The 25,931-nt window shown below is 62.9% G+C and carries 26 protein-coding genes and 2 pseudogenes; 18 read left to right on the top strand and 10 right to left on the bottom strand.

Annotated features, from left to right (window positions below; genetic code table 11):
- The first annotated feature begins 300 nt into the window (after window positions 1-300).
- From B9D87_RS10150 to B9D87_RS10095, 12 genes and pseudogenes are all read left to right on the top strand, one after another.
- Window positions 301-1,014, top strand: a complete 714-nt coding sequence (locus B9D87_RS10150; RefSeq protein ID WP_007770043.1) for an MlaE family ABC transporter permease — start codon at window positions 301-303, stop codon at window positions 1,012-1,014.
- On the top strand, window positions 1,011-1,862 hold the full coding sequence (locus tag B9D87_RS10145; protein ID WP_040629696.1) for an ABC transporter permease: 852 nt from the start codon (window positions 1,011-1,013) through the stop codon (window positions 1,860-1,862). The genes B9D87_RS10150 and B9D87_RS10145 overlap by 4 nt, the downstream gene beginning before the upstream one ends.
- Before the next feature lie 4 nt (window positions 1,863-1,866).
- Window positions 1,867-3,174, top strand: coding sequence for an MCE family protein (locus tag B9D87_RS10140; RefSeq protein WP_007770045.1), 1,308 nt, complete (start codon window positions 1,867-1,869; stop codon window positions 3,172-3,174).
- Between the two features lie 44 nt (window positions 3,175-3,218).
- Complete coding sequence (locus B9D87_RS10135) at window positions 3,219-4,247, top strand: virulence factor Mce family protein (RefSeq protein WP_007770046.1); 1,029 nt, start codon at window positions 3,219-3,221, stop codon at window positions 4,245-4,247.
- Window positions 4,244-5,579: pseudogene (locus tag B9D87_RS10130) on the top strand (MCE family protein). The gene B9D87_RS10135 and the pseudogene B9D87_RS10130 overlap by 4 nt, the downstream one beginning before the upstream one ends.
- Window positions 5,576-6,964 carry an MCE family protein gene (locus tag B9D87_RS10125; RefSeq protein ID WP_085977790.1) on the top strand — a complete coding sequence of 463 codons (1,389 nt, stop codon included), beginning with the start codon at window positions 5,576-5,578 and terminating at the stop codon, window positions 6,962-6,964. Before B9D87_RS10130 ends, B9D87_RS10125 begins: the two are co-directional and overlap by 4 nt.
- Window positions 6,961-8,103: an MCE family protein gene (locus B9D87_RS10120; RefSeq protein WP_007770053.1), complete on the top strand. Its 1,143-nt coding sequence runs from the start codon at window positions 6,961-6,963 to the stop codon at window positions 8,101-8,103. The genes B9D87_RS10125 and B9D87_RS10120 overlap by 4 nt, the downstream gene beginning before the upstream one ends.
- Before the next feature lies 1 nt (window position 8,104).
- Window positions 8,105-9,559 carry an MCE family protein gene (locus tag B9D87_RS10115; protein WP_007770054.1) on the top strand — a complete coding sequence of 485 codons (1,455 nt, stop codon included), beginning with the start codon at window positions 8,105-8,107 and terminating at the stop codon, window positions 9,557-9,559.
- A gap of 89 nt (window positions 9,560-9,648) precedes the next feature.
- On the top strand, window positions 9,649-10,266 hold the full coding sequence (locus tag B9D87_RS10110) for an Rv1363c family protein (RefSeq protein ID WP_007770055.1): 618 nt from the start codon (window positions 9,649-9,651) through the stop codon (window positions 10,264-10,266).
- Entirely contained in the window at window positions 10,263-10,934 is a 672-nt protein-coding gene (locus B9D87_RS10105) for an Rv1363c family protein (protein WP_007770056.1), read from the top strand. The genes B9D87_RS10110 and B9D87_RS10105 overlap by 4 nt, the downstream gene beginning before the upstream one ends.
- A gap of 343 nt (window positions 10,935-11,277) precedes the next feature.
- On the top strand, window positions 11,278-11,949 hold the full coding sequence (locus tag B9D87_RS10100) for a CAP domain-containing protein (RefSeq protein ID WP_040629699.1): 672 nt from the start codon (window positions 11,278-11,280) through the stop codon (window positions 11,947-11,949).
- 60 nt (window positions 11,950-12,009) lie between these two features.
- Window positions 12,010-12,375 carry a DUF732 domain-containing protein gene (locus B9D87_RS10095; RefSeq protein ID WP_040629700.1) on the top strand — a complete coding sequence of 122 codons (366 nt, stop codon included), beginning with the start codon at window positions 12,010-12,012 and terminating at the stop codon, window positions 12,373-12,375.
- A 119-nt stretch (window positions 12,376-12,494) separates the two neighbouring features.
- On the opposite strand, the gene B9D87_RS10090 is transcribed toward B9D87_RS10095, so the two are convergent.
- On the bottom strand, window positions 12,495-12,833 hold the full coding sequence (locus tag B9D87_RS10090) for a GNAT family N-acetyltransferase (RefSeq protein WP_202950000.1): 339 nt from the start codon (window positions 12,831-12,833) through the stop codon (window positions 12,495-12,497).
- A 171-nt stretch (window positions 12,834-13,004) separates the two neighbouring features.
- Between B9D87_RS10090 and B9D87_RS10085 the strand changes: the two genes are divergently transcribed.
- Window positions 13,005-13,211, top strand: a complete 207-nt coding sequence (locus B9D87_RS10085; protein WP_007770066.1) for a hypothetical protein — start codon at window positions 13,005-13,007, stop codon at window positions 13,209-13,211.
- 39 nt (window positions 13,212-13,250) lie between these two features.
- On the opposite strand, the gene B9D87_RS10080 is transcribed toward B9D87_RS10085, so the two are convergent.
- Both B9D87_RS10080 and B9D87_RS27020 read right to left on the bottom strand, forming a co-directional pair.
- Window positions 13,251-14,075: a helix-turn-helix domain-containing protein gene (locus B9D87_RS10080; RefSeq protein ID WP_238553407.1), complete on the bottom strand. Its 825-nt coding sequence runs from the start codon at window positions 14,073-14,075 to the stop codon at window positions 13,251-13,253.
- Window positions 14,072-14,284, bottom strand: a complete 213-nt coding sequence (locus tag B9D87_RS27020; protein ID WP_167540303.1) for a hypothetical protein — start codon at window positions 14,282-14,284, stop codon at window positions 14,072-14,074. The genes B9D87_RS10080 and B9D87_RS27020 overlap by 4 nt, the downstream gene beginning before the upstream one ends.
- On the opposite strand from B9D87_RS27020, the gene B9D87_RS10075 reads away from it, so the two are divergent.
- Both B9D87_RS10075 and B9D87_RS27015 read left to right on the top strand, forming a co-directional pair.
- Window positions 14,184-15,002, top strand: a complete 819-nt coding sequence (locus B9D87_RS10075) for an alpha/beta fold hydrolase (RefSeq protein WP_080598520.1) — start codon at window positions 14,184-14,186, stop codon at window positions 15,000-15,002. The genes B9D87_RS27020 and B9D87_RS10075 overlap by 101 nt on opposite strands.
- Window positions 15,003-15,141: 139 nt before the next feature.
- On the top strand, window positions 15,142-15,348 hold the full coding sequence (locus tag B9D87_RS27015) for an Lsr2 family DNA-binding protein (RefSeq protein WP_080598521.1): 207 nt from the start codon (window positions 15,142-15,144) through the stop codon (window positions 15,346-15,348).
- Between the two features lie 273 nt (window positions 15,349-15,621).
- Here the strand turns inward: B9D87_RS27015 and B9D87_RS10065 are convergent.
- A pseudogene (locus B9D87_RS10065) lies at window positions 15,622-16,789 on the bottom strand (IS256 family transposase); the annotation flags it as partial.
- A 133-nt stretch (window positions 16,790-16,922) separates the two neighbouring features.
- Window positions 16,923-17,987 (bottom strand): phosphotransferase family protein, encoded by a 1,065-nt coding sequence (locus B9D87_RS10060; RefSeq protein ID WP_007770071.1) that lies wholly within the window; start codon window positions 17,985-17,987, stop codon window positions 16,923-16,925.
- An 83-nt stretch (window positions 17,988-18,070) separates the two neighbouring features.
- On the opposite strand from B9D87_RS10060, the gene B9D87_RS10055 reads away from it, so the two are divergent.
- Window positions 18,071-18,910, top strand: a complete 840-nt coding sequence (locus B9D87_RS10055; RefSeq protein ID WP_007770072.1) for an alpha/beta fold hydrolase — start codon at window positions 18,071-18,073, stop codon at window positions 18,908-18,910.
- On the opposite strand, the gene B9D87_RS10050 is transcribed toward B9D87_RS10055, so the two are convergent.
- Complete coding sequence (locus B9D87_RS10050) at window positions 18,907-19,476, bottom strand: TetR/AcrR family transcriptional regulator (RefSeq protein ID WP_007770073.1); 570 nt, start codon at window positions 19,474-19,476, stop codon at window positions 18,907-18,909. The two genes, B9D87_RS10055 and B9D87_RS10050, sit on opposite strands and share 4 nt — an antisense overlap.
- 135 nt (window positions 19,477-19,611) lie before the next feature.
- Here B9D87_RS10050 and B9D87_RS10045 point away from each other — a divergent pair, with 135 nt between their 5' ends.
- Both B9D87_RS10045 and B9D87_RS10040 read left to right on the top strand, forming a co-directional pair.
- Window positions 19,612-20,553 (top strand): metal-dependent hydrolase, encoded by a 942-nt coding sequence (locus tag B9D87_RS10045; protein WP_007770075.1) that lies wholly within the window; start codon window positions 19,612-19,614, stop codon window positions 20,551-20,553.
- Entirely contained in the window at window positions 20,550-21,722 is a 1,173-nt protein-coding gene (locus tag B9D87_RS10040) for an Rv3169 family protein (protein ID WP_007770076.1), read from the top strand. The genes B9D87_RS10045 and B9D87_RS10040 overlap by 4 nt, the downstream gene beginning before the upstream one ends.
- A gap of 263 nt (window positions 21,723-21,985) precedes the next feature.
- On the opposite strand, the gene B9D87_RS10035 is transcribed toward B9D87_RS10040, so the two are convergent.
- The 4 genes from B9D87_RS10035 to B9D87_RS10020 all read right to left on the bottom strand — a co-directional run bounded on the left by B9D87_RS10035 (window position 21,986) and on the right by B9D87_RS10020 (window position 25,930).
- Window positions 21,986-22,375 (bottom strand): hypothetical protein, encoded by a 390-nt coding sequence (locus B9D87_RS10035; protein ID WP_007770078.1) that lies wholly within the window; start codon window positions 22,373-22,375, stop codon window positions 21,986-21,988.
- A 105-nt stretch (window positions 22,376-22,480) separates the two neighbouring features.
- Window positions 22,481-23,644: an NDMA-dependent alcohol dehydrogenase gene (locus B9D87_RS10030; RefSeq protein WP_007770080.1), complete on the bottom strand. Its 1,164-nt coding sequence runs from the start codon at window positions 23,642-23,644 to the stop codon at window positions 22,481-22,483.
- 25 nt (window positions 23,645-23,669) lie between these two features.
- The gene (locus B9D87_RS10025) at window positions 23,670-25,142 is read right to left on the bottom strand and encodes an aldehyde dehydrogenase family protein (protein ID WP_007770082.1); all 1,473 of its coding nucleotides are present in this window, start codon (window positions 25,140-25,142) and stop codon (window positions 23,670-23,672) included.
- Window positions 25,136-25,930, bottom strand: a complete 795-nt coding sequence (locus B9D87_RS10020; RefSeq protein WP_007770084.1) for an SDR family oxidoreductase — start codon at window positions 25,928-25,930, stop codon at window positions 25,136-25,138. Before B9D87_RS10020 ends, B9D87_RS10025 begins: the two co-directional genes overlap by 7 nt.
- Between the last annotated feature and the right edge of the window lies 1 nt (window position 25,931).

Genomic DNA, 25,931 nt, shown 5'->3' with positions numbered 1-25,931 from the left:
TCGGGGCAGCTGTTGGCAGTAACAGCAAACAGCACCTGGTATCGACTAGGTCTCTCTAACTGGCAATCGGAACCGACGCTCGAACTGTTGCTCCCCAGGAATTGTGTGGTGTAACGTTCAGCGGCGACTGTTTGTATTCAGGATCACAGTCGCCTTGGAATACGCCCACTGAGATTGAAGACGGGGTTAATTATTGCCACGTCCAATACGCTGTAAGGGAGGTGCTGGTTGACCGCCTTAAGTTCCGTTGCGCGTGGTCTCGTCGGCAAGCCCGTGCGCGCTGTCGGTGGACTCTTCGCGATGAGCCTGGATACGTTCGTGGCAGTTTTTAGGCGGCCGTTCGCTCTGCGCGAGTTCCTCACGCAGACCTGGTTCGTGGCTCGGGTATCGCTGCTGCCGACGATGCTGCTGTCGATCCCGTTCACCACCTTGGTGGTGTTCGTCCTCAACGTGCTACTTGTCGAGATCGGCGCGGCCGACTATTCAGGCAGCGGGGCCGCGCTTGGCACGGTCAACCAGATCGGACCGATTGTCACCGTGCTAGTCGTGGCCGGGGCAGGAGCGACCGCGATGTGTGCTGACTTAGGCGCTCGCACGATCCGCGAAGAACTAGACGCGATGCGGGTGATGGGAATCGACCCCATCCAGGCTCTGGTCGTGCCGCGGGTACTGGCCGGCACCCTTGTCGCGTTGATGCTTTCAGCGTTGGTGACGCTGGTCGGGCTGACCGGTTCGTTTGGGTTCTCGGTGTTCATTCAGCATGTCACGCCGGGGGCATGGGTGGCCGGTCTGACCCTCATCGTCGGTCTGGCTGACGTCATCATCGCGATGGTCAAGGCCACTCTGTTTGGACTGGCGGCGAGTTTGATCGCCTGCTACAAGGGCACAACCGTGGCTGGCGGCCCAGCCGGCGTCGGTAACGCGGTCAACGAAACGGTGGTCTACACGTTTATGGCGCTGTTTGCCATCGACGTCGTCGCCACCGCCGTCGGGGTCAAGGTGAGCGTGAAATGAGCCATGCCGTGCCCAGCCCCTTGTTTGGGCGTATTGCGCTGTCAGTCAAGAGGTTTGCGGCGGAGTGGAACCTTGTCGGCCTGCAGACACAGTTCTATGCCAGTACGCTGCGCAGCACCAGTGACGCGTTGCGCAACTACAAGGTGGAGGTATTGCGTCTCATCGCCCAGATGGCTTTGGGCACAGGTGCATTGGTCCTGGTTGGCGGGACGGTGGTAATCGTCGGATTTTTGACATTATCCGCTGGTGCTCTTGTGGCGGTTCAGGGGTACAACGCCTTGGCGAACGTCGGCGTTGACGCCCTCGTGGGCTTCGTGTCTGCCTATGTCAACGTTCGCCTTTCCGGCCCGTTGATCGCCACCGTCGGCCTAGCGGCCACCATCGGAGCCGGCGCGACCGCGCAGCTGGGCGCCATGCGCATCAACGAAGAGATCGACGCCCTGGAGGTGATGGGCGTTCGGTCGGTTTCCTATCTGGCGTCCTCACGCGTGCTCGCGGGCGTGGTGGTAGTGATACCCCTTTACTGTGTTGCGCTACTGACGTCTTTCGTAGCCTCTCAGTCCGTTGTCGCGGTGTATGGACAATCATCGGGTGTCTACAGCCACTACTTCAACACCTTCTTGAACCCCACCGACATGCTGTGGTCGGTGTTGCTAGTGATCGTCTCCGGCGTCGTGGTGATGCTGGTGCACACGTATTACGGATACACGGCCACGGGAGGCCCGGCCGGCGTGGGTGAAGCGGTCGGGCGCGCAGTGCGCGCTTCATTGGTCGTCGCAGTGTTTGTCATCCTGTTCGCTTCATTGGCTATCTACGGCCACACTGGCAACTTTCACCTCGCGGAATGACGTCATGAAACGTAAACCTGGCGAGTACCGGATACATCAGGCGTGGTGGACCGCCGCCCTCGTCGTCGGTGTGGTCGCGACGATCGTGCTCTGTATGGCACTATTCAACCGATCGTTCAATTCTTATGTGCCGGTAACACTTACGTCGGACCGCGCCGGCCTGATGATGGAGGCGGGCAGCAAGGTCAAGCTGCGTGGAGTCGATGTCGGACAGGTCGCGGCCATTTCCGGCGGTAAGCAGCCGGTGAGTCTCAGGCTGCAGATCGACTCGGACCAGGTTAAATATATTCCCGCCAACGTCGAGGCACGAATCAAGGCCACGAGTGCTTTCGGCAACAAATTCGTCGAACTGGTTTATCCCGAAAACCCTAGTCCCCGAAGGCTTTCAGCGGGTGATGTGTTGCACTCTCGCAACGTCGCTACTGAGGTCAATACTGTCTTTGGGAATTTGGTAGGCCTCCTGCACCAGATTGACCCGTCCAAGCTGAACGCGGTACTCACCACGCTCGCCGAGGGACTGCGCGGCCAGGGGCAGCGGATCGGTGAAGCGATCACAGCCGGCAATGAGGTGCTCACGGCCGTGAACTCTCGCAGCGATATCATCCGGCAGGACTGGCGTGCCGTGGGCGCGCTCAGCGATACCTACGGCGCGGCCGCGCAGAACATTTTGGCTACCCTCGATGCCGCCAGCACAACCAGTGCGACGGTGGCCGGCCACGAAAAATCCCTGGAATCCTTGCTGCTCAATGTTATTGGGCTCGCACAGTCCGGTATCGATACCATTGGTCCCAACGAAGACAACCTCATTCGTGCCGTAAACATCCTTGAGCCCACCACGAACCTTCTGATGAAGTACAGCCCCGAATACACATGCCTGCTAGTGGGAACAAAGCATTTCCTTGACACCATCGGTTACAACGCCACCGGTGGCGCTAACGGCTACAGCCTGATCACCGACTCCGCATTGATGTTCGGCGAAGACCCTTATGCGTACCCAGACAATTTGCCAATCGTCGCTGCACGGGGCGGGCCTGGGGGCAAACCGAGCTGCGGATCGCTGCCCGACGTGGCCAAGAACTACCCGGTGCGCTACCTGGTGACAAACACCGGCTGGGGCACGGGCATGGACATCCGGCCCAATGTCGGGCTGGGCCATCCTTGCTATATCCAATACTTCCAGGTGACCAGGGCCACCCCCCAACCGCCGAGCGTTCGCTGCCAGGGGCCACCTTCACCCGGGCTCGCAGTTCCCGCACCCGGACCGCTGCCGCTGCCGCTGCCGCAACCGCCGCCGCCCGGACCGGCGCCCTAAAAATCTCACCGCCCCGTAACCGCTTCTAACCGAAGGAATCCGTGATGAGACAAAGCCTCTCCGGCATCCTGTGGCGTCTCAGCATCTTCATGTTGGTATGTGTCCTGGGCATCGTCGGGATCATCGCGGTCTTCGGTCAATTGAGGTATCAACACGAGAAGGTGTATAACGCCGTCTTCGCCAATGTCACCGGTCTTCGCGGCGGCAACTTCGTGCGCATCGCCGGTGTGGAGGTGGGCAAGGTCAAGAAAATCGCCGTCAACGACGACGCCACCGTCACCGTGCAGTTCTCCGCTGACGATTCGGTTGTGCTAACCCAGGGCAGCCGGGCTGTCATCCGCTACGCAGACTTGGTCGGCGATCGATACCTGGCTCTCGAGGAGGGAACCGGGTCGGTCCGGCAGCTCCAGCAGGGGCAAACCATCCCGATCGAAAGAACGCAGCCCGCTTTGGATTTAGAGGCCCTTATTGGTGGCTTCCGCCCATTGTTGCGCGCCCTTGACCCGGAGCAGGTCAATGCCCTGACAGGCCAGCTCATCCAGGTATTCCAAGACCAAGGGGCTACTATCGGCTCGTTTCTCGCGCAAACAGCCTCGGTGACAAACACATTGGCCGATCGCGACCAGCTGATCGGCCAGGTAATCGTTAACCTCAATACGCTGCTGGGTTCACTGGGCGACCAGACCAACCAGTTTGACAAGGCCGTAACGTCGCTGTCGCAGTTGACAAAGGGCCTCGCGGACCATCGCGGTGACATCACGAATGGCGTGGCCTACCTCAACGCGGCCTCCGGGTCGGTCGCCGACCTGCTGGCGCAGGCACGTCCGCCGCTGCAGGAAACCGTCCACCAAACCGACCGAACCGCAGGGCAAATCATGGCCGACCATGACTACCTAGATAACTTGCTGGACCACCTACCGGAGAAGTACGCGATTCTCGCGCGCCAGGGCTTGCACGGGGACTTCTTCAGCTTTTACCTGTGTGACGCGATCCTGAAATTGAACGGGAAGGGCGGCCAGCCGGTGTACGTGAAGGTGGCCGGGCAGTCCACCGGCAGGTGCACACCGAAATGAAAAGCTTCTCCGAACGCAACCTCTTCATCATCGGAGCCGTGGGACTGGCCGGCGTCTTCGTACTAGTCCTCGCGGCATTGCAATACGACAAGTTGCCGTTCTTCTCCGAAGGCAAGACCTACACCGCGTATTTCGCCGAAGCCGGAGGGCTGAAGAACAACGCGGCCGTCCAGGTGTCGGGCTATCGGGTGGGACAAGTTTCCGGCATCAAACTCGACGGGTCCAAAGTGCTTGTGACCTTCAAGGTTGCCGACAACATCCGGATGGGCGATCGTACGGAGGCCGCCATCAAGACGAATGCCTTGCTGGGCACGAAGATTCTCGAGGTCACTCCGCGCGGACCAGGCCGGCTCAGCCAGACCATCCCGCTCGCGCACACCACCTCCCCCTACCAGCTTTCGGACGCGCTGGGCGACCTCACGAAAACGATCAGTGGTCTAGACACCGGCCAGCTATCCGATTCGCTTGCCACGCTGGCGCAGACCTTCAAAGACAGCCCACCCGATCTGAAGATCGCCGTGGAGGGGGTCTCGCGCTTCTCCCAATCCCTCAATGCACGAGATGAGCAGCTACGCAACCTACTCACCAACGCCAACAAGGCGACGACGGTACTGGGCCACCGCAGCGACCAAATCGTCAGTCTGATCGGCAACACGAACGCGCTACTGGCATCTTTGCTGACCCAAGGCAGCGCACTAGACCAAATCGCAAACCATCTCTCAGCAGTGAGTAAGCAGCTGTCGGGTCTGATCGCCGAGAACCAAACACAGCTGCATCCGGCGCTGGACAAGCTCAACGGGGTCCTGACGATCCTGGACAACCGCAAGGATCGCATCCAGAAGTCCGTAAAATTGCTGAACGCGTATGCGATGTCACTGGGAGAGTCGGTGTCATCCGGCCCGTTCTTCAACGCCTACGTCGTCAATCTGTTGCCCGGCCAGTTCGTTCAGCCATTCATCGATTCCGCTTTCTCCGATCTCGGCGTAGATCCCCACGTGCTATTGCCGTCGCAGCGCACCGATCCGCCCACCGGTCAGGCTGGTACCCCTCCGCTTCCCATGCCCTACCCGCGTACCGGTCAAGGCGGCGAACCGCGCCGTACCCTGCCCGATGCGATCACCGGCAACCCGGGCGACCATCCGTGTCCACTGCCGGGCCCGGGCTGCTATCCCTATCGCGAACCACCCCCGGCCCCGCGCCGGGCGGTCCGCCCCGGGCCCGCCCGCGCCCGCACCCCCGGGCATGGCTTCGGTGCCCGAGCCGACTCCGTCGCCGGTGTATGTGCCCGCCCCAGGTGAGATACCGGCGCCGTCCGCGGGAGCGAGCCAATGACATCGTCTCGCAAGGTCAGGGCGGCGTTGGGCGTGCTGCTCGCGGTGGTGCTGGTGGGCGGCGTCACGACGGCAGCGCTCAACCTCAGCGGTGTCGGAAAGACACGCATAGTCGCGTATTTCGACAACAGCAACGGCGTTTACACGGGTGACGACGTACTGGTTCTCGGCGTACCGGTAGGAAAGATCGAAAAGATCGAGCCCGAGCCGATGCGGGCGAAGATCACCTTCGACGTCGACGACACATATAAGATTCCGGCCGATGCAAAAGCCGTCGTGGTTTCGCCTACCTTGGTGACGGCGCGAGCAATTCAACTCACCCCGGTCTATACCGGTGGTGCCACGATGAGCAACGGGGCGGTCATCCCGCAGGAACGCACCGCCGTGCCAGTGGAATTCGACGACCTACGCAAACAACTTGAGAAATTGACCGCAACCCTGCAGCCAACCCAGCCGGGCGGCACCAGCACGCTCGGCGAGTTCATCAACACCGCCGCTGACAACCTGCGCGGTCAAGGATCAAACATCCGCGACACATTGATCAAAGTCTCGCAGGCATTTTCGGCGTTAGGCGATCACAGTAACGATATCTTCGGCACCGTCAAAAACCTGGCGACCCTGGTGTCCGCGCTGCAGTCGAGTACCGACCTGATGCGGCAACTGAACCGCAATCTCGCCTCGGTGACGGGGCTGCTGGCCGACGATCCCGATGCGATCGCTAATGCCGCTCGAGACCTGAATACCGCTGTGCGCGACGTGCAGTCGTTTGTCGCGGAGCACCGCGAGCCGCTGGGTACTACCTTTGACAAGCTCACCTCGATCTCCAAGGCGTTGACGGAGAGCCTGGACGACATCAAGCAAACGCTGCACATTTCGCCGACGGCATTCCAAAACTTCGTTAACATCTACCACCCGGCCTACGGCGCGTTCACCGGCAGCCTGGCGGCGAACAATTTCTCTGACCCGATCAGCTTTCTTTGCGGCGCGATTCAGGCGGCGTCCCGGCTCAACAATGAGAAGGCGGCCAAGCTCTGCGTACAGTATTTGGCACCAATCGTGAAAAACCGTCAATACAACTTCTTTCCGCTCGGCGGCAACCCCTTCGTCGGTCCCATTGCCCGGCCCAATGAAGTTACCTTCAGCGAAGATTGGCTTCGCCCACTGACGGAGCCCGGACGCGTCAGGGACCACTACGAAGGCGCCCTTCCCGACGAAGGTCAGGTGCCGCCGGGGACACAGCCACCGGTGGCGGCCCCCGTTGCGCCGCCTGCCGACACCACTACGCCGCCAAACGCCATGTCGAGTGTGCTTCCTGCGCAGGGCGAGGCGACGAATCCCGCCGCTGGACTGCAAGGACTGATGGTGCCTTCGGGAGCAGGCTCGTGACAAGCGTTGGTCGAAACCGAATCGCGGTCACAGTGCTGCTGGCCGCGGTGCTTGCGGTCATCCCGTCGGGCTGCGGCTGGCGAGGCCTGAATTCGTTACCTCTGCCGGGTACCGCCGGAGGAGGGCCGGGCTCTTACACGGTTCAGGCTCAATTACCCGATATCAGTACGCTGCAACAGAATTCGCGCGTCCGCGTCGGTGACGTGACCGTGGGTAATGTCACCAAGGTCGAGCGTCAGGGCTGGCACGCCCTCCTGACATTGCAGCTCGCCGGGGACGTCGACCTGCCGTCAAACGCCACCGCCAAGCTCGGTCAATCCAGCCTGCTCGGATCGGTCTATGTCGAGCTGGCAGCCCCGACCGGCGTAGCTCCACGGGGAAAGTTGCACCAAGGTTCACTCATCCCACTGGCTTCCGCGGGCATGTACCCGACCACCGAACAGACGCTGTCGGCTATCTCGCTGTTGCTCAACGGTGGAGGTCTGGGTCAGATTCAGGACATCACCCAGGCGCTGAGCACCGCATTCGCCGGCCGCGCGCAAGATCTCAGGAGCCTGATCGCTCAACTAGATAAGTTCGTCACCTATTTGAACGATCAATCCGGCGACATCATCACCGCCACAGACAAACTCAACAATGTGGTCGGCCAGTTCGCCGCGGATAAACCTGTGGTCGACCGCGCGCTGAGGACAATCCCCGACGCGCTCGCGGTGCTCAACGGCCAGCGGGCACAACTCGTCGACGCGGTCGATCGGCTCGGGAAATTCGCGGCGCTTACTGCAAAGGCCGTAGACCAAACCAAGACCAGCCTGGTTTCCGAATTACGGCAACTGGCACCAGTTTTGGAATCGTTGGCCAACTCCGGCCCGGCCTTGACCCGCTCGTTGAGCCAACTGGCCACCTACCCATGGCCCAACGAAACGCTGGACAAGTGGATTCGTGGTGACTACGCCAATCTGACGGCGGTCATCGATCTGACTCTGAGTCGAATTGACGCCAGCCTGTTCACAGGCACTCGGTGGGAAGGCAATCTTACCGAGCTCGAGATGCAGTGGGGCCGCACGATCGGCCAGATGCCCAGCCCCTACACGGCCGGCGATCCGTTGGTTGCGCCGTATCGATGGGACCAGGGGCCGTAAAATGAATATGACTCGAAAAATCAAGATCCAGCTGGCTGTTTTCGCCGCCGTCTCGATCACCGCGATGACCATTATCGGCCTGGGCTACATGCGGCTGCCGTCGCTGTTATTCGGTATCGGCCACTACAACATCAAGATTGAGCTTCCTGAGGCAGCCAACTTGTATGCGACCGGCAACGTCACCTATCGCGGCACAGAGGTCGGCCGAGTCACGGCCGTGCACCTGACGGACACCGGGGTGGAGGCTGAACTGTCGCTCAATTCGGATATCGCCATCCCGTCGGATCTGGACGCCCAGGTGCATAGCCAGACTGCGGTGGGCGAACAATACGTCGCTCTGGTGCCGCGTAGTGCGACGGCGCGGCCGCTGAGGAACGGTGACGTGATCCCGCGCAGCCGTACCTCGGTGCCCCCCGACATCAACGGCGTGCTCGACGCAGCTAATCGCGGTCTACAGGCCATTCCTCGTGACAACCTCAAGACCGTCATAGACGAGAGCAATACGGCCTTGGCGGGCCTCGGACCCGAATTTTCCCGCTTCATCAAGGGATCCACTTCGGTAGCAATCGACGCGGGGAAGAACATCAACGATCTCACCTCACTGATCGACGGAGTAAAGCCGGTGCTGGACACCCAGACCGATACCGGCAACGCGGTGCAGGGGTGGGCCGCACATCTGGCCCGTATCACCGCCCAGCTCAAGGACAAAGACCGTGCGGTTGCCGGCATCCTCGACAACGGTCCGTCAGCCGCGGCAGAGGGTCGGGCGCTCTTCGATCGTCTCAACCCGACGTTACCGACCCTGCTGGCCAACCTCGTCAGCGTCGGACAGGTCGCGGTGACGTATCAAAACGACCTGGAGCAAGTGTTGGTCCTGCTCCCAGTGGGAATCTCTGAGATTGCGGGAAGCGGCGTGCCAAACCAAGATCTCAAGACGGCATATCGAGGGATCTATTTGAGCTTCCACCTCAACCTGAACCTGCCGCGGCCGTGCACCACGGGATTCCTGCCCGCGCAGCAGCGCCGCGACGCATCCCTCCAGGACTACCCTGACCGGATTGCGGGCGACGTGTACTGTCGCATACCCCAAGATGCAATGTTCAACGTGCGTGGGGCACGCAACATCCCATGCGAAACGGTCCCAGGGAAGCGGGCACCGACGGTAAAACTGTGCGAAAGCGACGAATCGTACGTGCCGCTCAACAACGGCGACAACTGGAAAGGCGACCCCAACGCCACCCTGTCGGGGCAAGATATCCCGCAGTTGCCGCCTGGCTCGCCACCACAGTCGCTGCCACCACCCCCGGTACCCGCGATCGCCGCTGCCGATTACGACCCCGCGACGGGTACCTATGTTGGCCCGGATGGTCAGACTTACACGCAGGCCAATCTGGCTGCCACCGCACCGAAGGAGCAGAAATGGCAGACGATGCTGATGCCGCCGACTCGACAGTAGACGGGCCGAACGGTGCCTCGACGCGAACGGTCACTGGATCCGTGAAGGAATCCAGCGAACCGGACGATGCGCCGGGGGAGCGTGAGGCCATGGACGACGCTGATACCGCAGCAGCCGTCGACGCGGAGCTGACGACTGAAGACGCCGACGCCGAGCCGACGGCTGAAGACGACGACGCCGACAGCGACGTCGATAGGCGCGACGAGGCTTCGGCGCGTATCGGAACGTCGGGCTTTCGGCTCGCAGTCGCGGTGGGATTGGGCGCCATCCTGGCTCTTGGCGGTTTGGCCGGTTGGCTCGGTTACGACACCTACCAGGGCCGTCAGGCGGAACTGCAGCGCAACAGATTCCTAGCGGTGGGTAAGCAAGGCGCGCTGAATCTGACGACCATCAATTACACCCAGGCCAACGCCGACGTTCAGCGCATCCTGGACTCGGCTACCGGGCAGTTCTACGACGACTTCTCGAAGCGCGCACCGGCTTTCATCGATGTGGTCAAACAAGCGCAGGCGAAGACCCAAGGCAGCATCACCGAGGCCGGCGTGGAGTCGATCAGCGGGGATTCGGCCCGGGTCCTTGTGGCGGTGGCGGTGGACACGTCCAACGCCGGTGCCGCCGATCAGTCGCCTCGGCATTGGCGAATGCGAATCGATGTACAGAAAGTGGGTGACACGGTGAAGGTGTCGAACGTGGGGTTTGTGCCGTGATCCGACTGCTGCGCCGCCAGGCGCAAGAAGACAAGCAAGATGAGCACGGAATCCCCGATGAGGCGCCTGAAATTGTCGACGCCGACGAGGAGTGTGAATCGGTTGACGATATCGAGGAGTCGGTCGAGGACTCTCCGGTAGACGATGAAGTCGCTGCGGTCGTGTCGGAAAAGCGACCCAAGCGCCTGGGGTGGCGCCGGACTCTGGTGTTCGGGGTGCTGCCGGGCCTGGTCATGCTGCTCGCGGGTGCCGTTGGCTACTTGAAATGGGAGCAGACCAACCTAAGCGAAACGCGAATCGCGCGAATCGAATCGGTACAGACGGCTACGGAAAGCACCATCAAAATCCTGTCCTACAACCCCGACACCGTCGACCACGACCTTGACGCGGCGCGCGACAGGCTCACGGGAAAGTTCCGTGACGCCTATACCCAGTTGACCCATGACGTGGTGATTCCCGGCGCAAAGCAAAAGAAAATCTCGGCGGTAGCGACCGTGCCCGCCGCGACATCGGTATCAGCGAACCCAAGCCACGCGGTGGTGATGGTGTTCGTGAATCAGACCATCGTGGTTGGCAATGACCCGCCATCGAGTACCGCCTCCACCGTTAGGGTTTCGATGGACAGGCACGATAACCGTTGGCTCATATCCGATTTCACACCCATCTGAGTTAGCCACATGAGGTGTGAATCGCGATGAAGCTGCGGATTTTGAGACATGCGAGTTATCCCGAAGGGATCACCTCGATAGCCCCGGTCAACGCCACTGCATCATGTCATGCGCGTAATTCACTAAAAAGACCGAAAGGCAGAATTTTCGCGACAAGGCTTGTCGGTCCGAATCTAGCGCAAACCATACGCAAGACCAGCTCATTCTCGATATCGTTCACCACTAACAGTCGCGCCGCGACGGGCAGCTGGTCAACGATGATGTCCTCCATTGTTTTTCGCAATCGCGCAACTTCGCAGCTTTACCACGGCAGCTCGTCAATCACCGCAGAGAGGGCAACCGGATGATCCACCCATTAGATCGCATACTGCCTGCAGCGACCGTTGTATTGGCCCTGACCGCGGGAACGGCGCTAACGATGCCTATGGCGCGCGCCGACGGCGACAACAACACGCTCGTCCCGAACAACAAGCGACTCAACGACGGGGTGCTTGCCAACATATACACCGCACAGCGGCAAGCAGGTTGCACTCACGACGTGAACAGCAATCCGCAGCTTCAACTTGCCGCCCGGCGCCATGCCGACGACCTCATGAACAACCGAGCCCTCGACGGAGAGCTAGGTTCGGATGGCTCCAGCCCCCAAGACCGCGCCAATGCCGCCGGGTACCAGGGCAAAGTAGCCGAGACCGTTGCGATCAACCCCGCTCTCGCGATCAACGGCGTCGAGATAGTCAATCAGTGGTACGGCAATCCCGTGTACAAGGCCACCATGTCTGACTGCGCTTACAGCCAAGTCGGCGTGTGGTCGGAAAACAGTCTGGACCGCAGCGTGCTAGTAGCCGTCTATGGTCAACCGCCCAAGGCGCCGCCGGCGGTCGACCTCGCCTCCGGCCCGTCTGCGATCGACCCCAGCCCCGACTATGACGCCAGCGATGAGCTGGAATTCGGCACCAACTGGTTCGCCTGGATCCTCAGGGGCGTCTACCCACCGCCCGCTTACCCACCGCAATAGCCAAGCGAAGGGACAACTGGGATGTGCACGCACCGTGCCATCTGATGGAAGGAGCTGGCTGTGAAGCGTTGCAGCGTACCGATCGCATCGGTCGTAGGAACTGTCCTCGGCGCGGCTGCGCTGATACCAGTTCCGCTAGCGCGTGCCGCTCCAGCGCCCGAGGTGGAGTACCTGTATGACGTGACGGTGAGGCGGCACTACAACTTTCCGAACAACGACGCGCTCAGCTACGGCCGCGGGATCTGCGACAGCGTCACGCGGGGCGAAAGCTACGGTCAAATCATGGGTGATGTGAAACGCGACGTTACCCCCAGCGATGAGTATGCGGCTAATTACTTGGTCTCGTACGCGGTTAACATACTGTGCCCGGCGGAAATCTGGCAGCTGCGAAATTCCGCCGCGCACTACCAGCCCCCGGGAGAATGAGCACCCGCGATGAGGTGGGTCAGGTTTGTCATCGGTCGGTGCCCGGAGTCCGGGTAACGAAACGACGACTAAGCCGGAGATATTGTCAAGACTTGCGGATCAGTGTGCCTGTTGCCCTATCAGGCGAATGTCGGGCTGGTGTTCTTCGTCGCGTATGCCGTTGGTGCGATCGGCCTCGATGAAGCCGTGCCGTAGGTAGAACCGCTGCGCTGTGGTATTGATTTGGAAGTCCACAGTCGCAAGCCATGTGGTCGGCGTTGCTTGGTCAGCTCGACGAGTCGGTCGCCCGGGCCGCGGCCACGCCAGGTTGGTTCGGGGTAGAGCTGTTCCAACTCCTCTGTGTCGAGCGCGAGCAGCCCGACCACCGAGCCTGGGAGGACCGCGACCCAGGTCTCATGGTGCGGGATGAGGAGATCGGCGATCGTCGCCGAGGCGGCGGTGACCGGCAACACGGTCACCGCGCGCGGACTCGGCCGAGACTCGCGCCGGCGAGACCTCCGGTTCGCCACCGACATGCTGCACCGGCTTGGCAAATGGCAAATCCCTCCGGCATCGATCGGAGAGTCTGACGTGCAGTCGGGTCAGCCGGACGATGTCTCAAGCAGTGGGAAAGATGCGAGAATCGCCCGATGGACGACTACACCACCCACAAGCAACGGGCCGAGGCGCTGCTCAATGGGCTGACCGCCGCGGAGGCGGTCAGCGAAGCGGAGCGACGGAACGTGATCGCTCAGGCGCAGGCGCACGCCGCCCTCGCACAGGCGGAAGCCCAGCGGGAGACCGCGGAAGCAATACGTGCGCTCGGGGTGTTGTCGGCGCAGAGCGCGGCAGTCTGAACGAACCGAACCGGCCCCGTGTTCGCTCGTCGTTGGGGATCAGATTGTCGGCCAGGCAACTTCATCGATCGCAAGCCATGGCGCCCTGGCCACACCGGTGGGGGTCATATCGGCAATCGACTTGATTCGACGGTGAAGATGGGACTGGTCGGCGTAGCCGGCCTCGGCGGCCGCATGCGCAGGCGGGTGCCCTGCCGCGAGGAGATGGGCGGCATGATCGAAGCGTACGAGTTCGCATGCACGCTTGGGCGAGACTCCGATATGGGTCCGGAAGCGAGACCACAGGCGCTGGCGCGTCCAGCCGGTCTCCTGGGCGAGGTCCTCGACGCGGAGCAGCCCTCTGCTGCGGACGGTCTGATCCCAGGCGTACGCGATCTCGGGTGCGACGCCGAATCCGCGGGCTGCCCGGCTGCGAAGGAACTCTGCGGCGATAGCAAACCGGTCGTCCCATGACGGCGTCGCACGCAGCCGCGCGGTCAGGGCGGCAACGCAGCTGCCCCACAGTTCCCGCAGCAATGTCACGGTGCCGCCGATGATGTCGGTGTCGCGGATAATCGCTGCGGCGACAACCGGGGACACACGGATCTGTAGGACGTCACCGGCGCCCGCACCGGTGACGCGTAAGGCGCCTGCATGGAGGCCGACGATCGTGTCACCCGTGACCGAGCGCCCGAGCAGATCGTAGACGACTCCCTGCTCGCTGAGATCGAACAGGAGCGTGACCATGGGATGCGGGATCATCGTGATGTCGACCGAGGCACTGTCGTGGTATCGGAAACCCGCCATCCGGACCCCCGGAGTGGGTCGTCGGACCGGAACCGCGACATCGACCCGACGCCAGTCCAATCGGCCCGTTGCGGTCATGCATCCAGGTTAGACGGTGTTTCCGGATGATCGGCGGGCGTGCTTTCGGAGCGGATGGCGTGACATTCGTCCAATACGGCGTGGCGGCCTGCGACGACGCTGTCGGATATGACCGAATCGACGCCAGCGCAGACACGACGCTCGACGACGGTCCGCGGGTTGCACGTCGTCATCGACGGGAACCCGGCGGCACCGCCCTTGTTACTCATCCACGGCTCGGGCGCAGCCAGTTCTACCTGGGCAGGGGTGGTGCCGTCCCTGAGCAGGGAACATCGGGTGATCACGATCGACCTTCCCGGATGCGGCCGGTCCGAGCCGGCCTCGACGTATGCCGTTGCGCAGCAGGCGGATCGGACGGCCGCGGTATTGGACGAACTCGGCGTCCGAAATCTGAAAGTCGTTGGTCACTCCAGTGGAGGCTACGTCGGCACAGCCCTCGTAGAGCGTCGTCCCGACCTGGTCGGCAAGTTGATACTGGTCAGCACCGGGCCGAGTCTTGCAGCCCTTCTCCTCGAGCCGGCCATCATCCGGGCGCTCGTCTCGCCGCCGATCGGGCCGCTCATCTGGTCGATCCGTACCGACTCGATGATCCGGCGCGGACTGGCGGCGACTGCGGCAGCCCCGATCACAGTGTCCGACGAGGTTGTCGCCGACTTGCGAAGGACGTCCTATCGAGCTTTTCGTGCGATTCTCGCCGCCAACGGCGACTACATCTCCACCCGGTCGGTGCCACAGCGCCTCATCGACGCCGGAAAGCCCGTCTTCGTGATCTTCGGGGACTCCGACCCTCGTTGGGACCCGGCGTCGGCGCACCAGTACGAAGCGGTTCCGGGCGCCAAGCTGGAATACCTCCGCGGAGTCGGACATATCGCGATGCTCGAGGACTGTGCTGCTCTCGCCCGAAGTCTCGCCCGCGCACTCGAATAGACAACACGTTGGCCGGAATACCGGCTGGGGTGCCCGAAGACCTTATGACAGTGGGCCTTCCGGGTAGCGAATCGGACCGGCTAATCGCCGGCACACCACAGCGTGGTTCTTGCAGTGTGCTGCCAAGGCCTCGACGTCGATGGCGGTGGGTTCGTCGAGGCGACGATCGGACCACTGGGCGAGAATCCGGTTCCGGAGCCAAGCGATTCGAGAATGGGCCAAAGCCAACGGGCATGAGGTATCTGCCCGCGGGCGGATTGCTGCTGAGCTGGTAGAAGGCTTATCACGCTGCCGCCGGCTAAGGCCCGTGTCCGAAGGAACGCTCCTCTGGCACCAGCCTTCTTAGCTTTCTGGCGTGATCGGCGGTCGGCGCTGCAACGTGCCGACCATCAGCGCGGCGTGGATCAGTACCACCGCCTCGACCGGACTGTCGGATCACTGAATCCATGAAGCATTCGGTTACGCAGATTGAAGCCACCAACGGCGGACCTGCTCGTCGTCGTGGGCGCGCGGACGGTCGGCAGAGCGACCGCGAAGGACCGCAGCCAGAGGTCGGCAACGGCCGGCGCGTCGATGTCGACGGCGCGCCGCAGGAGTATCCCATCGCTGTTCATGGTGCTTACGCGACCGACGTGGCGTGTGACGCCTCTCGGCCGGAGGGTGTGATGTCGATGGGCCGCTCCAGCAGCTTGCCCTTGTGGAAGACGGCGCCGTTGCGGACGAGCGCGACCAGGTGTGGAGCGTTGACAGCTCGCCACCTGTTCTGCGCGGCCTCGATCAGCTTGTAGGTCATGGCGATCCCGGCGGGGGTAGAGCCGGGGCCTTTGGTGACCTTGGTCCGTAACCGGACGGTGGCAAAGGTCGACTCGATCGGATTCGTTGTCCGAAGATGGATCCAGTGCTCGGCCGGATAACGGTAGAACGCGAGCAGCACATCGGCGTCGCCGGTGATCTTCGCGACCGCTTTGGGATACTTCGCGCCGTAGTCGATCTCGAATGCCTTGATCGCCAGCTGTGCCTTGTCGACGTCCTCGGCGTTGTAGATCTCCTTCATCGCCGCAATCGCGCCTGGATGCGCCGATTTCGGCAGCGCGGCAAGGACATTTGCCTGCTTATGCCACCAACAACGCTGTTCGCGGGTCTCGGGGAACACCTCCCGCACCGCCTTCCAGAACCCCAGCGCCCCGTCACCAACCGCCAGCACAGGAGCCCGCATGCCGCGACGGCGGCAATCACGCAGCAGATCCGCCCAGGACTCATGCGATTCCCGGAACCCGTCGATCAGCGCGGTGAGTTCCTTACGTCCGTCGTTGCGGACCCCGATCATCACCAGCAAACACAGTTTCTCCTGCTCCAGCCGGACCTTCAAGTGAATCCCGTCGACCCACAAATAGACGTAGTCCACACTCGAAAGATCACGGGCAGCGAAGGCGTTGGTCTCGTCCTGCCACTGCGCTGTCAACCGAGTGATCACCGAGGCCGACAACCCGGCACCCGGTGCCGAGGAACTGTTCCAGGGCCGGCGCGAAATAACCGGTGGACAGCCCGTGCAGATACAGCAGCGGCAACACCTCGCTGATCTGCGGCGAACGTCGGCACCACGCGGGCAGGATCGTCGAAGAGAACCGTTTACTTTCGCCGGTTTCCGGATCGACACGGTTGTCGTTGACCCGTGGCGCACGCACCTGGACCCCGCCCGCCGCAGTGAGCACAGTCCGTTCGGCGTGATAGCCGTTGCGCACCACCAACCGCCGCCCGTTCTCATCCACCCGATCGGCGAACTGCTCCGGGACGGTTCGTCCCTGACGAAGACTTGGTGGCTTCCGACTGACAGGCCATTGCTTTATCGCTCTACCGCATGTCCTTAGTTCAGCCACAGATGAATATCGCCGCGCGGGCTAACAACCCTCTATCGGATCACTATCGACCCCGCGAGTTATCTCTTATGGCTTCGATTGTCCACGCCGGCAGGAATGGCGCCCGGGTCAGAAAGTGATCGCTTTGCCCGATGGCGCGAAGTAGCGCCTGTGTCCGCAGGATGCAACACCCCATGCGCACCATCGCGAAGATTTCGTACCAGTGCAGGTCGACGAGTGGTCGACCGATCATTTGCTCGTAGCGTCGAATCACTTCTGCACGGGCATCGAAGCCGGGCAACTCCGGGTCGAGGTTGAGACCATTGATCTCCAGCATCTGTTTGCGGGTGGCAAGCCACCACGCGAAGTCGGTTTCGGCCGGGCATATGCAGGCCTGCTCCCAGTCCAGCGCGCCGACGACCTCGCCGGCGTCGTCGAAGATCGCATTCGAAAGTCGGGCGTCACCCCAACAGATCGATAGATCCGCGGCGTCGTCAGGCCGGTGCCGGCTCAGCCACTCGAAAGCTTCCGTCATGAGGTCGGGAACCTGGTTATCGGTTCCCCACTTCATGTAGTCGCGCCACCACGCCAACTCGGCAGCGATTCCTACTCCGCCAGGCCTTTCCAGCCAGGTCGCCTCGCCTATCGGGACGTGATGAAGGCGTGCAAGCGTTCCGAGGAATGAATCGTGCGCGCGCCTTTGAATGTCGGGTCCGGCGTCATGCAGCCACCCGCGCGTCGCGTAGGACGTGTCCGAGGGCGTGTGTCCGACGATGCGCGGCATCACGAGAAATTTTGAGCCGAGCCATTTTTGGTCTGGTTCATAGAAGATCGGCGACGGTGTTGCGATGCCGTGCTCATGAAGGAGACTCTGGGTGAGGGTTTGTGCGCCTAAGTCGTAGGTAGGGAAGATGCCACCGCCGGAGGGCGGTATGCGGATGACGTACTCGTTGTCTTCACCGTCGATCTCGGCGGTGAAGAGAAGGCTTTCGCTCGACCATCCCGCGGCTTTGTTGGCGGCGCGTAGTTCCGAAACCGCAGGGTTGCCGGTGAACCTGTGCGCGAACCACGCCTGCAGTTGTGCCCGGGTAGCGGCCAAGTCGCGTCGTGCGAGGGCGATGCCAGCCATGCTGACCACATTTACATACAAAGCGTCAGATGTAAACGATTTCAGATTTACATTGCGTGGGTGGTATGTAATACGCTCGCAGGATGACCACACCGGCACCGCGCACCTTTGGCGACATCACGGACACGTCGCTTCCGCTGGCCGTCCTGGTGCACGGCTTTCCGGACACGCCCCATACCTGGCGGCATCTCGGCCCGGAATTGGTGCGGCACGGGTATCGGGTGGTGGCTCCGTGGTTGCCTGGCTACGACCGGCCGGTCGGGAAGCCGGTCAGTGTCGGGACCTATGCGCGGGCCGTCCGTGACGTGCGTCGCGAACACGGCGCCGACGACCGTGCCGTCCTCATTGGACACGACTGGGGTGCGATCGCGGGCTATGCCGCGGTGGCCGCTGACCCCGCGGCGTTCAGCCGTTTCGTCGCGCTGGCGGTTCCGCCCACCGCCGCGCTGGCGACCGGGATCTTCGACTATGCCCAGCTCAAGCGGTCGTTCTACATCTGGTTCATCCAACAGGTGGGCCTCGCCGAGGGCGTGGTCATCGGGCCCGGCTTCTTCGAGTCGCTGTGGGCGGACTGGTCGCCGGGATACGACAACACCGAAGACGTCGCCGAGCTACGCCGATATGTCAACGCCGACAACATCGCCGACGTCATCGCCCCTTACCGGGCGTCCTTCAACCCGGACTTTGCCGATCCGACGGCGGAGGTGGAAGCGGCCGCGAGCATGCAGCCGCCGCCAGTACCCACCCTGTACCTGCACGGCGCCGTCGACGGCGCCCTCGGTGCGGAGCTGCTCACCGACGTCGAAGCGCATCTTCCCGCCGCCGGCTCGTCATTCGAAATCATCGACGGGGTAGGCCATTTCCTGCATCTCGAGCGGCCGCGGGCGATCGCGGACACGATCACCGGCTGGCTCGCAGGCTAGCCCGCCGCAGCGGGTCGCAGGCGCCGCCGCGACGCGCCGAGGCCCGCGGCGTGGCGCAGCTCGGCGAGGAACTGCCCGGGGCTACCCCCGGCGATCATGTAGTGGCACACCGCGATACGCACCACCGCCGCGGCGGCGACGTCGTTGTCCTCGCCGGGAATGATGCGGGCGATACGGTCGTGCATGATCGGCAGCACCCGCTTCATCTGGTGCAGCACGTGCTCGGGTTCGGTATCGGCGAGCGATCCCAGCGAGTAGGTGCTCTGAAACTCGACGATGAACCTCAGCGCGGCGTCCAATCGATCGTCGCCGGTCAGCCCCGCCATCGCCGCCGCGATCCCCGAATCGAAGTTGTCCTGCTCATAAAGTCCGAACGCCTCGAGCAAGCCGTCCTTGGACCCGAAGTACCGGTACAGCGTCGGGCGCGACACCTTGGCCTCGGCGGCGACATCGGACAGTTGCAACTTGCGCCGCCCGTCGCGCGCCAGCACGACGAACGTCGCCGCAAGGATCCGGCGGCGCGGCGACTGCTCCGCGTCGACAGACGGGCGAGATGGCACGGTCACCTACTTTACATATATGGGACCAAATGTCACACTAACGGCTATTCGTTCTCGTTGTGTCCGCACGCTAGTGCGAGACACACGATGCAGCAATGTTAAGCCCGTGCAGACGGTTGACGGGGGAGGTGTTGGTCTCCGGTGACGAACCTCGTGATCCGCAAGATCCCGTGGGACTTCGAGGCGCCGGTGCCGTTCATGTGGCAGCCCGCCAATCCCGACTTCGGGTTGTTCTGCAACGCCTTCACTTTCATCGCGGTGCCATTTGAGCGCTATATCGTCAGCGTCGTCCGCAAGGCGGCGGACAGACTCGGCGAGGATCCCGCCGTCGCGGCCGAGGCGGATGCCTTTCTGCGGCAGGAGGCCCAGCACGCGTCAGCGCATCGCAAGCACATGCTCGCCCTGGTGCAGCGCTACCCCGACCTCGAACGCTGCTACCAAGACGCCTGCACCGCCTACGACGAGTTGGTCGAGCGTGAGCCAGTCGAGTTCCACGCCGCCTACATCGCCAATCTCGAGGCCACGTTCACGCCGTTGTTCAAAGTCATTCTCGACAACCGGGATTCGCTCTTCGGCGGTGGGGACCCGCGGGTGGCGTCGCTGATGATGTGGCATTTCGTCGAAGAGATCGAGCACCGGAGTTCCGGTCTGATGCTGTGCCGGCACATCACTCCCGGTCCGTGGTACCGGGTCAAACACATCCGGCGTACTTTCGCCCACGTCGGGTCCATGGCTGAGAAGGTCGCGGCGACATTCGACGAGGTCGTTCCGATCGAGGACCGTGGCGGGTCGGCTCGCGACGTGCTGTCGAATCTCCTGTATGACGAGTTCAAGTACCGTGCGCCGGGCGGTCGCCGTCGACGAGCGCGGCGCGATGGCCCGCCGACGCTGTTTCATGCGGTGCCGACCAGTCAGCTGATCTCGATGGTCTGGCGGCTCTGGCTGTCGCAGACGCCCTACCACAATCCCGCCGACCAACCGTTGCCTGACTGGGCCGGCACCTGGATGCGCGAGTACGCCCGCGGCACCGATATGACCTCGTTCGCAGGGGCTCGGCCGGCCCCGCCCTCTGAAGGAGCATGACCGCCTTGCTGTCAACGAATTACGGCGCCCTGGTTCCCGAGGACGAGTTGCTGACCCACCAGATCGTCGACACGTTCGCTACCGTCAGCCAGTCCGACCCTTCGTGGACCGAGAAGATCTGGACGATCGCGCACGCCCGCGACAACTCATTGCAGGTCGTCCTCGGAGTCGGCAAGTACACCAACCGCGGAGTGTTCGACGGGGCGGCCGGTGTGTGCCGCGGCACCGAACAGTGGACGGTGCGTGCCGGGCGGCGGTTGTCGTCGAATCCTGCGAGCACCGACGTCGGCCCCGTCCACTACCGCGTGGTGGAGCCGTTGCGAGCGATCCAGGTGAGTCTCGATCACACTGAGCACGCCCCGATCGCCTTCGACGTGGAGCTGCGGGGCAGCTTCGCCCCCGCGCTGGAGGATCCCTGGCCCGACCGTAGCCCCGACGGCTACCGCGTGACGCACAATGTGTTGCGTTATCACCAGATCGGCGTCGCCTCGGGCTGGGTCGAGGTTCAGGGAACGCGCACCGAGATCGAGGCCGATGAGTGGATCTCGTTCCGGGATCACTCGTGGGGTCTGCGGCCGGGAGTCGGCAAGCCGATACCCGGGCTGCCGCGCGGCGGGCGGAAGATCAAGCAGATGTTCATGACCTGGCTGCCGATGACCATGACGCGGCCCGACGGTTCACGCTACTCGCTGTTCGTGATGTACCAGGAGGAGCGGGGCGATGGCTTCCTCGAGATCCGTTGTCAGGCAGAGCAGCAGGACGATGACGGCGCCTCGCACCGGTTCGTGTCGGTCGAACAGGATCTGCACTTTCAGGACGACACTCGCCGATTCACGCACGGAACGGTCACCCTCATCGACAGCGACGGGACCCGGCGGCCGTTGACCGTCACCGCCGCGGGCGCGGGTGGCTTTCATCTGGGCACCGCGGGTTACTACGGGTGGAACGACTGGGTGTATGGCCAGTGGGTCGGTGAGGAGAGGGTTGAGGGTAGCCACGTCACCGACGCCGACAAGCCCGAGAACGCCCGCAAGCTACACCAGTTGCGCGATCTGCTTGTGCGCGTTGATGATCCCGTGGGCGGAGGAACAGGCTTCGGCAACGCCGAGACGTTCGCGCTGGGCGCGTTTCCCGAGCGCGGCCTGACCGCGGAGAACTCATTCCTGTGAGGGTTGTTCTCAACCGAGCCGCCCCGGGGGGTGTCCCCGGTCGAGAATGGAGATCGGTGGGTCCTCCAAAACGGTGCTGGTTTTAGGATCCGCCACGAAGATGAGAAAAACGCATCCGCCATTTTGATGAGAATCGTGAAGGCATGCAGGTAGAGGCAACGCGATCCGCCACGTAGTTTGAGAACCTACAGGCGATGATCAACGCAGTGCATCGCCACCCAAGCACCGGCAGCAGACGAGGTTCCGCTCGTCGGTGACCCGTTTCAGGGCATGGCGACGGTCAAGTCATCCATGGCGACGAAATATTTGCTTCTCCATAGCTCGGCGTCGACGGGGTCATCGATGGACAACGCGTGATCGCCGAACCTTTCGTGCGCCTCGAGTGCTACCGCAAGTTTGGCAAGGATGCTGGGTAGGCGTTTCGAGTACCAAAGCCTCCGCAGGCCGGCTAGATCGCTGAGGTTTTTCAGGTCGTAACTGAGGCTGACGACTTCGTCGAGGTTATCGGCATGCTCGGCTTTGACGGCGGCGAGCGTTTGCTCCAGTTGGGCGAGTGAGCGTTGCTGCTCAATCAACTCTCGCACGAGCGACCATACGGCAACTGCTGGATCCATCCGAAATGGTCCTTGCGCCTCCATGTCCGGCATGCTCATCGCGTCGTTCCCCTTTCTTGAGGCGGTGCTCTCCGGCGCCGGGGCACGGGTCGCGGAGTGCCGTCCCGCTTCGCGCTGTTGCAACGCGCCACGTGATGGACGCCGTCACTCGAAGGCGATCACCCCACGAATGTTCTTGCCGGCGCGAAGGTCTTTCATGGCCTCGTTGATGTCGTCGAGCTTGTATTTCTGCGTAACCAACTCATCGAGCTTGATCAACCCCGCCTCATACATCGACAGCAATTTCGGCATGGCCTCCCGTGGGTTCATCTCTCCGTAGAGGACACCCTTGAAGGTCTTGCACGAGCTGACCATGTCCGTCAGTACCATCGGCACCATCAGGTCGGTGATCTTCGGCATCCCGGTCAGCACACAGGTTCCACCCTTGCGCAGCAACATCATCGCCATCATCACCATGTCCGCCGGCACGATCCCGGGAGTCAGGACGACCCGGTCGGCCATCACGCCCCAGGTGATTTCCTTGACCAGTTCCAGCGCGGAGCCGGTGTCGGTAGCGGTATGGGTTGCACCGAACGTCGGTGCGATCTCGCGTTTGAACTCGTTGGGATCGACGGCGATGATGTGCTTGGCGCCGGCAACTTTCGCGCCCTGCACGGCATTCATGCCGATTCCACCGACGCCGACGACGACGACGGTGTCGCCCGCTTGGGTGCCTGCCGCCACCGATCCGGACCCGAATCCAGTCGTCACGCCGCAGGACACCAGGGAGGCGGCCTCCAGGGGGATCCAGTCGTGAACTTTGACCAGCGAGCGCTCAGAGGCCACCACGTACTCGGAGAACGTGCCGACCTGCATCATGGCCATGAGGTCTTCGCCGCCCAGGTGTCGACGGCGTGTGCCGTCGGTGGTCATGGCCTTGTCGTAGATGTCGGCGCCGACATCGCACAGGTAGGTGTAGCCGCTGGTACACCATCGGCAATTGCCGCAGGCGGGCAGGAACGAGACGGCCACGTGGTCGCCGGGCTTGAGCGTCTTCACTTCGGGGCCAACCGCTTCGACGATGCCGGAGCCCTCGTGCCCGCCCAGCATGGGAAACCATTCAGGCACCGCAAGGCCGGATGCCCGCATCATCTCTTCCATCTCCGCGGTCGGCACGCTGTCGCCGGTATAGAAGTGCTCGTCGGAGTGACAGATCCCCGCATAGGCCATCTTGACCAGCACTTCACCCGCGTGCGGCGGATCGAGTTCTACGTCGGCGACTTCCCAGTCTTCACCGACACCGCGCAGGACTGCTGCCTTCGATTTCATCGCGCATCTTTCGCTAGGGGTCCGCTCAGGAAGCCGGCCAGCCGACAGTTTTTGTCTCGGTGAAGATTTCGAGTCCCTCGATGCCGCATTGCCGACCGACGCCCGACTGCTTGTAGCCGCCGAACGGCGCGTCTGCGCCGTACCAGAGGCCGCCGTTGATGCCGAGCGTGCCGGTTCTGATCCGGCCGGCCACGGATTTGGCGCGGTCGAGGTCGTTGGCGAACACCACTCCCGACAGGCCATAGATCGATTCGTTGGCGATCCGCACGGCGTCGTCGTCCCCGTCGAATCCGATGACCGAGAGCACGGGTCCGAAGATCTCCTCCTGCGCGATGGTCATCTTGTTGTCGACATTCGCGAACACGGTCGGCTCGACGAAATAGCCCTTCGGCAGGTGTCTGGGCACGCCGCCCCCGGTAACCAGACGGGCGCCTTCCTGTTTGCCCTTCTCGATGTATCCCAGGACCCGGTCATGCTGCTTCTTGGACACCACCGGGCCCTGCAGCACCGAGGGATCGGTGGGGTCGCCGTATTTGTTGTTTTCCATCGCGGCCGTGACGATTTCGACCGCTTCGTCGTAACGCGAGTTCGGCACCAGCAGGCGGGTGGGCATTGCGCAGCCCTGGCCGGCGTGCATGCAGATGAAGGCACTACCGCCGACCGCGCCGCTGATATCGCCGTCCTCGTCCAGGACGAGGTACACGGACTTTCCGCCAAGCTCGAGAAAGGTGGGTTTGACGGTCTCGGCGGCGGCGGCCATGATGCGCCTGCCGGTGGCCGTCGATCCGGTGAACGCCACCATGTCGACCAACGGTGAGGTCGAAATCACCTCCCCGACGAGGTGATCGGACGATGGCACGATGTTGATCACGCCGGGCGGGATGTCGGTGCGCTCGGCGATGATGCGGCCGATCCTGGTGGCGTTCCACGGCGTGTCCGGGGCGGGTTTGAGCACGCAGGTGTTGCCCATCGCGAGGATGGGGCCGATCTTGTTGAGGATGATCTCGAACGGGAAGTTCCACGGCGTGATGACACCGACGACACCGACCGGCTCTTTCCAGACCTCGCGCGTCGTGAGGCTGCCCATACCGAATGCGTCTTTGTCGGGAAGTGTTCGCTTCCAAGCGAATTCACTGATCATGTCGGCGGGCCAGGTCAATGCCTCGTTCAGGGGCACGTCGAGCTGTGGTCCGTACGTGGACAACACGGGGCAGCCCACTTCGGCGACGAGCTCGGTGCGCAGCGCCTCACGTTCCTCCTCGAGCGCCGTCTGGAGTTGACGCAGTGCGGCGGCGCGCGCTTCGCCGCTGCGTGACCACTCGGTGTTGTCGAACGCGCGCCGCGCCGCGGCGATTGCGCGTTCCATGTCGGCGCGGGTTCCGTCACTGGTGGCGCCAAGGATCTCTTCCGTCGCCGGATTGATGTTGTCAAACTGCCGCCCGGTTTCGGACTCGACGAGCTTGCCGTCGATGAGCATTCGGGATTCGTGGTTCACCATTGCCGGAGTTCCTTCACTGCGTCGGAGGCGCGCGGGGCCAGTGTGAGGGAGGGGATGAAACTGCTGTTGCCGCAACGGATGACGGAATGGACGACTTCGGTCAGGTGTTCGGCGTCGACGAGACCGCCCAGCATGTACTTGTTCTCCATCCAGTACTTGATGGCCGATTCCAGCGCGTTGGGGTCCCAGCTCTTGTTGAACTCGGTCTGCGCGTCGCCGGTGCCGCCGAGGCTGTCGCCCACGGCAAGACGGGTGAAGCCGATCTCCGGGTGTTCGATGCGCCACGCCTCGACGAGCTTGTCCAGCGCACCCTTGGTGACGGCGTAGGCCCCCAGCATCGGCCACGGTGTCGTGTAGGAGGCGCTCAGCGATGACAGGTACACGGCCGAGCCGGCCGCCGTGGCCAGGTACGGCGCGGCGGCGGCGGTGACCAGCGAGGCGCCGGTGACATTGGTCGCGAACAACTGCGCCCATTGTTCTGCGGTCACCTCACGCAGTGGCGCCAGCACGCCCATGCCGGTCGTGTACACCAGGGCGTCGAGGCCGCCGAGCGCGGCGACCACCTCGGACATGGCCTTTTGGCATGCGTCGGTCACGGTGACGTCGCAGGCGACGGCCACCGCGCCGTTACCGGCGTCCCTGGCGGCGTCGACCAACCTGTCGTATCGGCGCGCCAGCAGAGCAACACGCGCGCCTCGGTGAGCCAGTCCGGTGCCGATGCATCGGCCAAGACCGGCGGAGGCGCCGACGACCGCGACCCGTAACGGTGGCTGTGCCTTGTCAGCCATT

It is taken from the genome of Mycobacterium colombiense CECT 3035 (assembly GCF_002105755.1).
Taxonomy (GTDB): domain Bacteria; phylum Actinomycetota; class Actinomycetes; order Mycobacteriales; family Mycobacteriaceae; genus Mycobacterium; species Mycobacterium colombiense.
The sequence above is the reverse complement of the archived record's forward strand: the minus strand, read 5'-3'. Positions and strand labels throughout refer to the sequence as shown.

Coding starts and splice junctions, on each gene's coding strand:
- B9D87_RS10150 (WP_007770043.1), top strand. CDS start 301: ATGAGCCTGGATACGTTCGTGGCAGTTTTTAGGCGGCCGTTCGCTCTG.
- B9D87_RS10145 (WP_040629696.1), top strand. CDS start 1,011: ATGAGCCATGCCGTGCCCAGCCCCTTGTTTGGGCGTATTGCGCTGTCA.
- B9D87_RS10140 (WP_007770045.1), top strand. CDS start 1,867: ATGAAACGTAAACCTGGCGAGTACCGGATACATCAGGCGTGGTGGACC.
- B9D87_RS10135 (WP_007770046.1), top strand. CDS start 3,219: ATGAGACAAAGCCTCTCCGGCATCCTGTGGCGTCTCAGCATCTTCATG.
- B9D87_RS10125 (WP_085977790.1), top strand. CDS start 5,576: ATGACATCGTCTCGCAAGGTCAGGGCGGCGTTGGGCGTGCTGCTCGCG.
- B9D87_RS10115 (WP_007770054.1), top strand. CDS start 8,105: ATGAATATGACTCGAAAAATCAAGATCCAGCTGGCTGTTTTCGCCGCC.
- B9D87_RS10110 (WP_007770055.1), top strand. CDS start 9,649: ATGGACGACGCTGATACCGCAGCAGCCGTCGACGCGGAGCTGACGACT.
- B9D87_RS10100 (WP_040629699.1), top strand. CDS start 11,278: ATGATCCACCCATTAGATCGCATACTGCCTGCAGCGACCGTTGTATTG.
- B9D87_RS10085 (WP_007770066.1), top strand. CDS start 13,005: ATGGACGACTACACCACCCACAAGCAACGGGCCGAGGCGCTGCTCAAT.
- B9D87_RS10080 (WP_238553407.1), bottom strand. CDS start 14,075: ATGACCGCAACGGGCCGATTGGACTGGCGTCGGGTCGATGTCGCGGTT.
- B9D87_RS10075 (WP_080598520.1), top strand. CDS start 14,184: ATGACCGAATCGACGCCAGCGCAGACACGACGCTCGACGACGGTCCGC.
- B9D87_RS27020 (WP_167540303.1), bottom strand. CDS start 14,284: ATGAGTAACAAGGGCGGTGCCGCCGGGTTCCCGTCGATGACGACGTGC.
- B9D87_RS27015 (WP_080598521.1), top strand. CDS start 15,142: ATGGCGGTGGGTTCGTCGAGGCGACGATCGGACCACTGGGCGAGAATC.
- B9D87_RS10060 (WP_007770071.1), bottom strand. CDS start 17,987: ATGGCTGGCATCGCCCTCGCACGACGCGACTTGGCCGCTACCCGGGCA.
- B9D87_RS10055 (WP_007770072.1), top strand. CDS start 18,071: ATGACCACACCGGCACCGCGCACCTTTGGCGACATCACGGACACGTCG.
- B9D87_RS10040 (WP_007770076.1), top strand. CDS start 20,550: ATGACCGCCTTGCTGTCAACGAATTACGGCGCCCTGGTTCCCGAGGAC.
- B9D87_RS10035 (WP_007770078.1), bottom strand. CDS start 22,375: ATGAGCATGCCGGACATGGAGGCGCAAGGACCATTTCGGATGGATCCA.
- B9D87_RS10030 (WP_007770080.1), bottom strand. CDS start 23,644: ATGAAATCGAAGGCAGCAGTCCTGCGCGGTGTCGGTGAAGACTGGGAA.
- B9D87_RS10025 (WP_007770082.1), bottom strand. CDS start 25,142: ATGGTGAACCACGAATCCCGAATGCTCATCGACGGCAAGCTCGTCGAG.
- B9D87_RS10020 (WP_007770084.1), bottom strand. CDS start 25,930: ATGGCTGACAAGGCACAGCCACCGTTACGGGTCGCGGTCGTCGGCGCC.